At 71.2% G+C, this 10,418-nt stretch carries 8 protein-coding genes; 2 read left to right on the top strand and 6 right to left on the bottom strand.

The window, feature by feature from the left end; all coding sequences use genetic code 11:
* Positions 1-110: 110 nt before the first annotated feature.
* Entirely contained in the window at positions 111-1,496 is a 1,386-nt protein-coding gene (locus BLU09_RS00285) for a metallopeptidase TldD-related protein (RefSeq protein ID WP_244171319.1), read from the bottom strand.
* 253 nt (positions 1,497-1,749) lie between these two features.
* Here BLU09_RS00285 and BLU09_RS00290 point away from each other — a divergent pair, with 253 nt between their 5' ends.
* A complete protein-coding gene (locus BLU09_RS00290; RefSeq protein ID WP_244171320.1) occupies positions 1,750-3,027 on the top strand; it encodes a TldD/PmbA family protein in 1,278 nt (425 codons plus the stop codon).
* Between the two features lie 22 nt (positions 3,028-3,049).
* Here the strand turns inward: BLU09_RS00290 and BLU09_RS00295 are convergent, their stop codons facing one another.
* From BLU09_RS00295 to BLU09_RS38070, 5 genes are all read right to left on the bottom strand, one after another.
* Positions 3,050-4,147, bottom strand: coding sequence for a hypothetical protein (locus BLU09_RS00295; RefSeq protein ID WP_090484190.1), 1,098 nt, complete (start codon positions 4,145-4,147; stop codon positions 3,050-3,052).
* A 17-nt stretch (positions 4,148-4,164) separates the two neighbouring features.
* A complete protein-coding gene (locus BLU09_RS00300) occupies positions 4,165-6,048 on the bottom strand; it encodes a hypothetical protein (RefSeq protein ID WP_244171321.1) in 1,884 nt (627 codons plus the stop codon).
* A gap of 105 nt (positions 6,049-6,153) precedes the next feature.
* On the bottom strand, positions 6,154-7,128 hold the full coding sequence (locus tag BLU09_RS00305) for a c-type cytochrome (RefSeq protein WP_090484193.1): 975 nt from the start codon (positions 7,126-7,128) through the stop codon (positions 6,154-6,156).
* A gap of 14 nt (positions 7,129-7,142) precedes the next feature.
* On the bottom strand, positions 7,143-8,141 hold the full coding sequence (locus BLU09_RS00310) for an aromatic ring-hydroxylating dioxygenase subunit alpha (protein WP_090484195.1): 999 nt from the start codon (positions 8,139-8,141) through the stop codon (positions 7,143-7,145).
* A 5-nt stretch (positions 8,142-8,146) separates the two neighbouring features.
* The gene (locus BLU09_RS38070) at positions 8,147-8,317 is read right to left on the bottom strand and encodes a Xan family putative trans-acting RiPP leader peptide (protein WP_143043095.1); all 171 of its coding nucleotides are present in this window, start codon (positions 8,315-8,317) and stop codon (positions 8,147-8,149) included.
* A gap of 140 nt (positions 8,318-8,457) precedes the next feature.
* Between BLU09_RS38070 and BLU09_RS00315 the strand changes: the two genes are divergently transcribed.
* The gene (locus tag BLU09_RS00315; protein ID WP_090484197.1) at positions 8,458-10,407 is read left to right on the top strand and encodes a hypothetical protein; all 1,950 of its coding nucleotides are present in this window, start codon (positions 8,458-8,460) and stop codon (positions 10,405-10,407) included.
* Positions 10,408-10,418 lie beyond the last annotated feature (11 nt).

Consider the following 10,418-nt stretch of genomic DNA (forward strand, 5'->3'; position numbering starts at 1 on the left):
CGTCGTGCGCGCAGCATGCACCGGATTCGGAGGCCGCGCGCGTCCTGCTCGCAGGGCGAGCGGGCGGGCGTCGCCTGGCTGGCCCCGCGCCGCCCCCAGGGACGTGGGCATCACCTGGCCGCCTGCCCTCCCTGGGCACCCGATAGCAGGGGCGGGAAGACGAGCGTCGGCGTGCCACAGCCCTCGGCGGTGGGGAAGAAGGTCAGGTCCGTCCCCACGCCGCGCAGCGCGCGGAAGGTCTCCAGCACGGGGAGCTCCAGTTCCACCGGAGCGATGCGGCGCACACGACGGCCGTCGCGGACCTCCCAGCCGCCCGCCACCAACGTGACGGTGCCGGGACGCGGCATGGTGGTGAAGGTCTCCACGCGCGCGACGAGTTCCGTGTAGTGCGCGGGGAGCACGGCAATCTCTCCGGGCACGAGGGAGGGATTCACGGCTTCGGGCGTGGGGGGTGACAGGGTGGTGCGGAAGCCGCGCCCGTTGAGCGGCGCGCCGAGCCGCGATGCGGTGTCGGAGGCGTGAAGGAAGCCTCGCAGCACGCCCGCGTCGACCAGCGACAGCGTGTCCGTGGAGAGTCCTTCGTCATCCATGGATACGCGCCGCGTGCCCGTGGGGTGGTTCGGGTCATCCACCACGCTCAGGACCGAGGGGAACACCTTGCGCCCCACGGCCCGGGCCAGCGCGGGCGTGGCGGCGGCCACGTCGCCCCGTAGCAACCAGATGAGCCCCGCCGCGAGCGGCGCGGCCACCGCCGGCCGCAGCACCAGGGGGAGGTCGCGGTCCAGCGACTCCGCGGGGCCCGTGAGGGCATCTACCGCCTCCGCGAGTCGATGGCGCAGCGGAATAATGATGACCGTGTCGTCCGCCGCTGTTTCGGGAAACGCCACCGCGTCCACCACGGCGCCTCGCGGCGTCTCACAACGCACGAACAGTTCCTCGCGCCATTCCGTGCGAGCACGGCGCGCGCCATTGGCGCGCACCAGGGCGCGCCACGTGGACACCTGGGTGAGCAGCGCGGCCTGCACGACGCTGCCAGGGGGCACGGCGGTCTCGATGAAGTGTTTCATCCGGCGCGCCGCGCGCTCCGGCTGGAGCGGAGGAGGATTCGAGACACTCGGGGAATCGCTCTGAGCTGGTAGCGCTGGCAGCGGACTCGCACGTCCTGAAGTGGCCTGCCTCGCGGTGCGCTCCAGGAGCAACGGCAGCGCGCCTGCCTCACCCACCGGCGCGGTCAGCATGCCCTGCCGCGCGTCCCAGCTCACGCGCGCCATGGCATCCAGGGTCTCCCCCTGGTTGACGATGGAGCGCCCCGTCCCCGCGTCGTATTCGAACGACAGCCTGCGCTCCGCGGCGAGGAACAGCTCGGCCTGCGAGGGAGCGTGGTGCCGCGTGAAGGCCTCCAGCGCTTCGCCAGCGGACGTCAGCCATTCGCGAGGCTGAAGGCCCGCGCATGCCGCCACCCCGCTGTCCTCCTCGGAACCGGAACCGCCCCGCATCCACTGCCTCCGCCGACACACACTGGGACTGCTCGCGAGGATACCGGTCTCCGTCCTCGCGTGGGGACGCTCCGCGTTGTCGCGCGGAATCCGTATCGGTGGTTCAACCGTCCGTGCGTGCACGCAATCCAGGCACGTGCATGGGTCCACCTCGCCGTCTGGCGTATGCTCCTGAACCTGTGCCCGCCGTTTCACGGTGGGCGTCACCGACGCCACGGCCAGCCCGCGTGGTGCCCGGCCGGAGGACACTCGCTTGGATTGGTTCGTGGAGCGGCGCGAAGTCACCGAGGTCCTCCACCAGCGTTCCGGGCTCCGCGTCATCCCCCCCGTGCTCGACCAGGGCTGGTCCATGGGACAGGCCACCCCGGACAGCATGACCTGGAGATGGGCCCAGGTGGCCGGCGCCCGATGGAAGCACGGCCTCATGCCGGAGGCGCTGGCACACCAGGCCCGCCCCCTGCTCGACGCCGAGCCCCGGCTCGCGAGCGACACGGAGGCCATGGTGTCGCTCGTCCGCCAACTGGAGGCGACAGCGCGGGCCGCGGGCGCCCAGCACCTGGACGTGCTGCTGCGCGAAGTGGAGCGGCGCACGCTGTCCGCCAGCGACGCGCACCAGAGAGAAGACCACCAGCGCCATGCCCTGCTCGAAGTGAAGGCCTTCCACGACACTGGCGCGGGCATGGCGGAGCTGTGGCGCTGCGCCGCCTGGCCGGACGTCACGGGGGCCCGCACCGCGCTGCCCGCGTTGGAAGCGCTCGTGGAGGGCATGGCGCGGGAGCTGTGGGACACGACGCCCATGGTGCCCTGCCCCCGCGACGTGCTGCCCATCGTCTTTCCACCGGGCGCCGCCTCCGGCTGCTTCTTCCACGAGGTGTGCGGACATCCCCTGGAGGGAGACGTCGTCGCGCGCGGCGGCTCATACCTGGCGCGACGGCTGGGGCAGCAGGTGGCCGGCGCGCACCTCAGCGTCTCGGACGACCCGACGGATGGCCACGGCGCGCTCGGCTTCGCCTGGGACGATGAAGGCCATGCCGCGCTCCCGGTGACACTCATCCGCGAGGGCCGGGTGGACGCGCCCCTGCTGGATGCTCGCAGCGCCGCCGCGCTGGGCCGCCTGCCCAACGGACACGGACGGCGCGTCAGCTACCGGCACCCGCCCCTGCCTCGCATGGCCCACACGCGCGTGGACGCGCACCAGGGCCACCTGGAGGCGCTGATGGCGGACATTCCGCACGGGCTGCTGGTGCAGCACCTCACGCCCCGGCAGATGGACCTGCTGTCGGGCGACTTCAGCTTCTACATCGTGGAGGCGCGGGAGATTCGAAACGGACGGCCTGGGCGCCGCGTGGGCCCCGGCATCCTCCGGGGCAACGGGCTGGAGGCGCTGGCCGCCATCGACGCGGTGGGCGCGGACACGAAGAACCTCTTCGCCACGCGCGGCTGCCGGAAGCTGGACCACGGCCCGCTTCCGGTGTCCTTCGGGCAGCCCACGGTGCGCTTCCGCGGGCTCGCGGTGGAGCCCTCGCGGTGAGCGCCGTGGGCGCCTGGGTGCGTCACCCCTCTGGGTAGCAGAGGAAGCCGAAGTCCGGCGGCGGCGCGGGCTCCTCGTAGGGGTTCTCTTCCACGGGCGGCGAGGCCTCCATGGCGAACAGGCGCGTGAAGGACACGCCCGGCGGCAGGCCCTCGACGAAGAAGGGAGGCACCTCCCAGGGCCGGCCCTCTTCCTCGTCCTCCAGGGTGTCCACGAAGCTCACCGTCAGCGCGCTCGGGGCGCCCGGCTGCACCACCAGGGCGTAGTAGCCCAGGCTGCTCATGCCGTCGGGGACCGCGAAGTAGCCCATGTCCGTCTGGCCCGGGAACGAGCCCGGCGGCGCCCAGTCGATGGCGTACAGCGTGCCCGCCGTCGTCTCCGCCGCGATGTCTCCGCTGGGGAACAGGAACGCGTCCAGCACCGGGCTGGGCGAGTAGACCCACAGCAGCGCCACCGAGCGGCCCGACGAGGCATCCGCCAGGCTGGCCGGGGAGACGGACGTCCCGGTCTCCTCGGAAATCACCTGCGCCAGCGCGCCGAGCGCGCCCGCCTCGCCCACGATGGCCGGCGACTGGATGAGGCACTGCGTCCCGGTGGCCGCGATGGGCCGCAGGCTGGTGGTGGCGTAGTACGGCACCGCGGGGATGGGCGCGTGGCCCTCCTCCTCCGGGAACATGTCGGCGGCCCCCACGGAGAGCCCGGGCGCGGGCTCGGCGCGCATGAGGTACGGCACCGTCGGGTCGGAGGGAATGCCTTCCGTCTGGAAGTTGCCCCAGGGCGGCATCGCGGGGCCGCTGGTGTCGACCACCTCGCCGGTGGGCCCCACCATGCTGACCTGCGCGCCCCACACGGACGCGCGCATCACCGTGGGCATGCCATACAGCAGCGCCGGCAGCGGCGGCCCGGCCTCCGGGTCCTCCGGGTCGGGCGGCCACATGACGAAGGTGTAGAACATCGCCTCCGGATCGAAGACGACGCCGGAGACGGGCACCCGCCGGCCGGGCAGGTCGGTGTAGGGCGCCTCGGCGTCCAGCTTGGGCGGAGGCGGTGCGCTGCTATCAGCGCACGCGCTCAGCACGGCGGCGGACAGGGTCGAGGCAATGAGAGAGCGAACCTTCATGGCGTTCCTCTGAGGGCTCAGCGGGGCGGGAGGATGTGCTCGGCCGGCGGCGTGGTGACGTGGCACGACTCGGCGCAGTTGCCGTAGCCGTTGGGCGTGTTCTGCATGGGCTCGAAGCGAAGGTCGAAGTACTCCGTGCCGTGCGACGCCACGTGGCAGCCATTGCAGCTCATCAGGCTGGGCCACAGCGTGCTCTCCCGCGTCAGGTGACACATGGTGCAGTCACCCTTGTTCTGGTTGTACTTGCGCGAGCTGTTGTGGATGCGGTGGATGATGTCCGGCAGGTAGCCGTAGCCCTCCTCGATGTGGCACGTCTTGCACGCCTCCACGTGGTCCACGGACATGCCGTGGTGCACGTTGGACAGCGAGTTCACCCCGTTGTGGCACACTTGGCAGTTGCCCACGCGGCCCGGGTACGTGGTGGGCTGGGCCTGGCCCACCTGGAAGAAGAAGGGGTCCAGCCGGTTGAGGCGCTCGCCCATGAAGGTGCGGTGCCCCTTGAGGAGGATGGCGTAGGTGCCCGCCTTCGCGTTCGGCGGCAGCGTCACCGAGTAGTGCGTGGGCGGCTGGGCATCACCGCCACCCGCGAGCAGGTTGGAGCCGGGCGGCAGGTAGAAGTGCGGCTCGCTGAACAGCGGGAAGGAGAAGTACGGCAGCGCGTAGGAACCGCGCGACACCTGCAGGTCCTGCAGCGGGCCCACCACCTTGAAGCCGGACTCCGAGGAGCTGGCCTCGCGGTAGGTCAGCAGCATCTCCTCGTTGAAATACGCGAGGCCGTTGGAGGACTCGCCCATGTACTCGTTGTAGCTGGGCATCCGGTTGCGCGGATGCAGGCCGTTGCCGTCCCCGTCGCGCAGCGACACCATGAAGTCCACCGAGTCACCGGGCATGAAGTAGCTGCCGTTGGCCGGGCGGTTGACGCGCACCGCCTGCGTCAGGCCGAAGCCACAAGGCACCTGTTCGTCGGTGGCCAGCCCGCTTTCATCCAGCCGGTAGCAGGTGGCCGGACGCTCCGCCTCGGGGGTGAAGACGATGGGGAAGAGGAAGGGCTTGAGGGGCAGCAGGCTCCAGGTGACGCGGATGAGTCCCTCGCCGGAGAGCTGCGGCATGGTCAGCGTCTTGAACGGGTTGGTGGCGCCGGAGAAGGACGCCTTCACCATCGTCTTGTAGGTGGGCTCGGTGCCGTCCGGCAGCAGGCTCACCTCCGGGTCTCCCGGGAAGCGAGGCCGCGCCAGGTCCGCCACCAGCCAGCTGGCGCGCGTGCGGCCCGTGGTGGCGCCCTCACCCATGAAGTCACGGCGGCTGTAGGTGATGGAGGTGCGCACGGCGCCGTCCGCGTCGAGCACCTCGATGAGGAAGGTGTCGTCCAGCGAGCGCATCCACGCGGCGTTCTCGTAGTACGTCTCGCGCTGGAAGGTGGAGTCGAAGTCGTTCGTCCACTCGTCCCGGCCCACCGTCACGCCCGACCAGTCCAGGTCCTTGAAGCGCGACTCCTTGCGCATCCAGAAGGACGGGGCGTGCTGGTTCTTGAAGTCGGTGTGGACGTCGGAGACGGCGTCCACCGCGGTGAACTCGCGGATGAAGTAGCTGACGCCCGGCGTCACCTCGAACCGCGCCGAAGGCGGCACCTGCTGGCCCATCCTGTTCATGGCCTCGCAGGTGGCCGGATAGTCCGGCAGGTCCAGCGAGCCGGCCGACACCGGCTCACCGGTGGGCAGGATGGCGCAGCCATTGAAGTACAGCAGGGACAGGGAGATGGCGCCGGAGGCCGAGCTCGAATACGGGTCGAACGCCCTCGCGCCGCGGCCACGGGTCCCTTCGGCGTCGCCGATGTTGAAGACGTCGCAGCCGGCGGAGCACGCCAGCACGGACAGGAGCAGTCGCTTGAAAAGAGATTTCATGGGGGCACGCGTCACGCGCGACCATGGGGGAAGGGCGCGCAACGATGGGCTTTCAGGGGACGCGCTGGGAGTCTACCGGACGCTCCCAGGTGGCGCCAGAATGGGTCATTTGCCAGACGCGGACGGCGCGGCGGGGGCCACGGCGGGCACCGTGCGCAGGTAACGGTAGAGGGCCTTGAGGTCCGCCTCCGCCAGTCCGGCGAAGAAGCCCCAGGGCATGGTGAGCTTGTTCACCTGGCCCGCCCGCGCGGGCGCGGGTGCCAGGTCCTTGAAGGCGGTGAAGCGGGCGACGAAGGCCGCTTCGTCCACGGCGCCCAGTCCGCGTGCATGCGGCGTGAGATTGGAAACGACTTCCGGGCCGTGCGGCGTGGGCAGCGGACGTCCTCCCACGAAGGGCGTGCCCGCCTCGTCCATGCCCGCGTGACACGCGGCGCACTGCGCCATGGTGGCCAGGTAGCGACCGCGAGAGACGTCATCCGCGGCGGGCTCCGGCACGGCCGTCTTCATGGGCGCGGCCATGTCCTTGTACTGCGCGTACACCTCGTCCGGGATGACCGAGCGGGCCGAAGCGCGCGGGGTGGCCGGGGCCTGACGCAGCCAGGCAATCACGGCCTGGGCGTCCGCGTCCGACATCTCGCGGTAGAGGAGGAACGGCATGAGCGGGAAGAGCGTCTTCCCGTCGCGCCCGGTGCCATCGCGCAGCGCTCGCATCAGCTCCTCATCCGTCCAGCGGCCGATGCCGTGCTCGGGATCGGAGGTGATGTTGGGCGCGCAGACGCGACCGGGCAGCTCCCAGGCCGGGTCGTCCCAGCAGGCGCCGGAGAGCGCGGGCCCGGAGGCGGGGCCTCCATACCGAGCCCAGTCGCGCGGCGTGTGGCAGGAGCCACAGGCGAGCACGTTCTCCACGAGGTACCGGCCCCGCTCCAGCTTCGCGGCGTCCGCGGACGCGGTGACGGGCGGGACGGCGGGAGCACGAGGTGCCGGCGCGGATGCGGCCGGAGCCTTCGCGGGTGGCGGCGGCGATTCGTTGCGCTGACAGGCGCTCAGCGCCAGCAGCAGGAACAGGAGATGGGAGCGCATGGGGGTGTGGGTCCTCATTCCGGGGCGGGTCCGTCCACGGGCCTGCCCAGCCGCAGGGCGATGACGCCCCGGCGGTATTCGATGGGCAGGCGGTCCGCGGGCGTGTGGACCTCACTGGCGAAGTCCAGGGGCTGGGCCCGGGGACGCACGCCCTCCAGCGTGCGCCGGTCCTGCTCCAGGATGGCCAGCTCACTCTTCACGAACATGTCCGGGAAGTGGTTGCGCAGCCGGGGGTGGTACGAGGCGAAGTAGAAGCACCGCATCTTCTCCTCGGAGAGCGGAGAGGCGATGGCGTAGACGGTGTGGACGTAGAAGAGCGTGGGCTTGAAGGCCAGCCTCGCGGCGAAGGGCAGCGTCACGTCGTAGGTGAGCGTGGTGCGATCCACCCGGGGCGGCAGGCCATCCGTCGCCGGAGCCAGCGCCGGATAGACGATGCGCGCGCCGACGCCGGTGGCGCGCCGCTCCACTTCATAGGGAGGTACTTCCGGCTGCTCCGGGTTGCCGAAGGTGCCCTCGTGCACGAAGGACAGGTGCGCCACGTCCAGGACGACCTCAATCATCCGGCCCGCGGCGACGTCCCACTCCAGCACCGGCAGAGGCACGGTGGCCAGGGCACCGTCCTCCAGCTCCGGCCACTCCGGCAGCGGCGCGGCGGGCTCCGGGGACAGGCAGACCCAGACGAGGCCGTACCGCTCCGTGGCCTGGAAGGCGGGGACGCGTGCCCGGGCGTGAATGGGCGCGGCGGGCTGTGACGGCACCCGCACACAGCGTCCGTCCGTGCCGTAGGTCCAGCCATGGAAGCCGCAGCGCAGCCCCTCCGGGGTGACGACGCCCAGGCTGAGGTCGGCGCCCCGGTGCGCACACCGCCGGTGCGTCACGGCCACGCCCGAGCCCGTCCGCCACAGCACCAGCTCCGTCCCCAGCAACTGCACGGGGAGCGGAACGGCCGTCAGCGCGCTGGAGAAGGCGACCGGGTGCCAGTACGGAGAGAAGGCGTCAACGTAGGAACGCACGACCCTTAAGCCAGCGCGAGCGGAGCAATCTTGCTCTCGATCTCCTCGAGCAGGAAGTCGATCTCCTCGATCTCATCCAGCTTCTCGGGCGCGGTGGAGACCTCGTTGTGCGCCGCCTCGGAAGTGGCGGGCTCGGAGTGGGCGGGCGCTGCGGACAGGGTCTCTTCCGAAGCCATGAGGCCTCCTGGGTCGGGGGGTGGGGGCGCGATTGTGTCCGGCTGTCTGGGGGGCCTGTCAATCCGGAGTCCCCTTTCTTAAGAAATTTTCGACACATGTATCGCTGATTGAGACTCGTATACGCTCAGGGGCCCCTGTGATGATGCCCCCCCTGCCCGTTCGAGCCCTGGCCGCGGCCATCCTGCTCTGGAGTCTTGCCGCGTCCGCCGAACCCTGGAACGGCACGGAGCCGGGCACGACGACGCTCCAGCAGGTCCTGCTCTCCTTTGGCCCGCCCACCCGGCAGGTCCACGAGGACGGCGCGGTGGTGCTGACGTACCAGCGCAAGGCCGCGCCGGGAGGCACCCGGAGCACGCGCTTCCACTTCGACGCCCGGCAGGGCGTGCTGCGCCGCATCGAGGTGGTGCCCACGAAGCCACCGACGCTGGCGGGGCTCGTCGCGCTGTACGGCCCCGCTTGTGGAGCGGCGAAGGCCTCGGAGGCAGGCCCGGACTGTCACGAGGAGGAAGCCGCGCCCGCGCGCCAGCGCTGGTGGCACTACCGCGCGCGCGGGCTGAGCGTGCTCCTCGACAAGCAGCGGCGCGTGAAGTCGATGCGCTACACCGAGCCCCTGGCCTCCGAGAGCCCGGCCCCGGCACGAGGCGCCATGGCTTCGGCCGGGAGTGAAGGCGCCACCGTGCCGGCCGCGGCGGCGGCGCTGGATGCCCCGAGGGCGGCGCCCGCCACGGGGACGCTGCCGCCCGACACGGACTCCGCCTCCGGGCTCGCCACCGCCGCCGTGGACCCGAGCGGGGCCGGTGCGCCCGACGGTTTCGAGGACCTGCTGGACGCTCCCGCTCCCGCGCCTCGGCCGGCCGGTCCATCGGGCGCCATCGTGGAGGGCTGGCAGGGCCCGGAAGGCGAGGCCGCGGACCCCTGGCATGAGACGGCGCAGGAGCGTCAGCAGGACGTGCTCGCGGTGGGCGGCATCTACTTCCAGCGCGCGGAGGTGACGGGGCTGCGCTCCCAGGGGAAGACGTCGTACCAGCCCGTCCTGCCCGCGCTCGCGGACATCTACCTGGACGCGACGCCGTCGAAGCACGTGCGCGGCTTCATGATGGGCCGGTTGGCGTATGACCCGCTGTCCACGGAGGCGAACGGACCCGCCGCCGTGCTGGGCCAGATGTGGCTGAAGTTCGACGTCGCCCAGCGGCTGTTCGTCACCGCCGGGCGCCAGGAGATTCGCTGGGGCAGCTCGCAAATCTGGAACCCGACCGACTTCCTGCAGGTGCCCAACCCGGATCCGCTCAACATCTTCGACCTGCGCACGGGCGTCGACATGGTCCGCCTCACGGTGCCGTGGGAGGCCATGGCCGCCAACCTGTCGCTCCTGGGCACGGCCAACGTGGAGGACGTCAGCGAGGACCTCCGGCGGGTGCGCTACGGCGGTGGCGTGCGCGCGGAGATGGCGGTGGGCACGGGCGAAATCGCCGCGACGGCGGTGTTCGACCAGTCGCGCCGGCCCCGGTACGGCCTGGACGCGACGATGGCGCTGGGCCTGCTGGACTTCAACGCCGAGGTGGCCTGGGTGGGCGACGGCAACACGCGGCTCTGGGCCCGTGATGGCGACAGCTTCGTGGAGCGCACGCTGGAGGGACGCAAGCTGCTGGTCAGCGCGGGCGTTTCGGCCACGTTCAACTTCGCCGAGCTCTACCGCGCCGTCATCCGGGTGGAGGGCTTCCACAACCCGCTGGGCTACGACGACCGCGCCTTCCTGCCCTGGCTGAGTTCGCAGGGGGACTTCCGGCCGCTCTTCCATGGCCGCTACTACGCCCTGGGGCAGGTCAACATCGGCCGGCGTGGCGTGTCCCAGCTGTCGCTCATCTTCACCACCATCGCCAACGTGCAGGATGCGTCGTACCTGTCACGGCTGGCCTTCAACTCCTCGCCCTTCGACATCCGGGACATCTTCGTCCAGACCTTCGTCGAGGTGCCCTACGGCGAGCGTGGCAGCGAGTTCCGCTTCGAGAGCATCCCCGCGGACCCCACCGTTTCCGGTTCGGGGCTGGGCGTCTTCCGCGCGGGCGTGAGCCTCTACGTTCGCATTTAGCCCACCGGGCC

It is taken from the genome of Myxococcus virescens (assembly GCF_900101905.1).
Taxonomy (GTDB): domain Bacteria; phylum Myxococcota; class Myxococcia; order Myxococcales; family Myxococcaceae; genus Myxococcus; species Myxococcus virescens.

Bases quoted from the DNA above. Each gene is read 5' to 3' on its own strand.
- BLU09_RS00285 (WP_244171319.1), bottom strand. From the start codon at position 1,496: ATGCGGGGCGGTTCCGGTTCCGAGGAGGACAGCGGGGTGGCGGCATGC.
- BLU09_RS00295 (WP_090484190.1), bottom strand. From the start codon at position 4,147: ATGAAGGTTCGCTCTCTCATTGCCTCGACCCTGTCCGCCGCCGTGCTG.
- BLU09_RS00300 (WP_244171321.1), bottom strand. From the start codon at position 6,048: ATGAAATCTCTTTTCAAGCGACTGCTCCTGTCCGTGCTGGCGTGCTCC.
- BLU09_RS00305 (WP_090484193.1), bottom strand. From the start codon at position 7,128: ATGCGCTCCCATCTCCTGTTCCTGCTGCTGGCGCTGAGCGCCTGTCAG.
- BLU09_RS38070 (WP_143043095.1), bottom strand. From the start codon at position 8,317: ATGGCTTCGGAAGAGACCCTGTCCGCAGCGCCCGCCCACTCCGAGCCC.
- BLU09_RS00315 (WP_090484197.1), top strand. From the start codon at position 8,458: ATGATGCCCCCCCTGCCCGTTCGAGCCCTGGCCGCGGCCATCCTGCTC.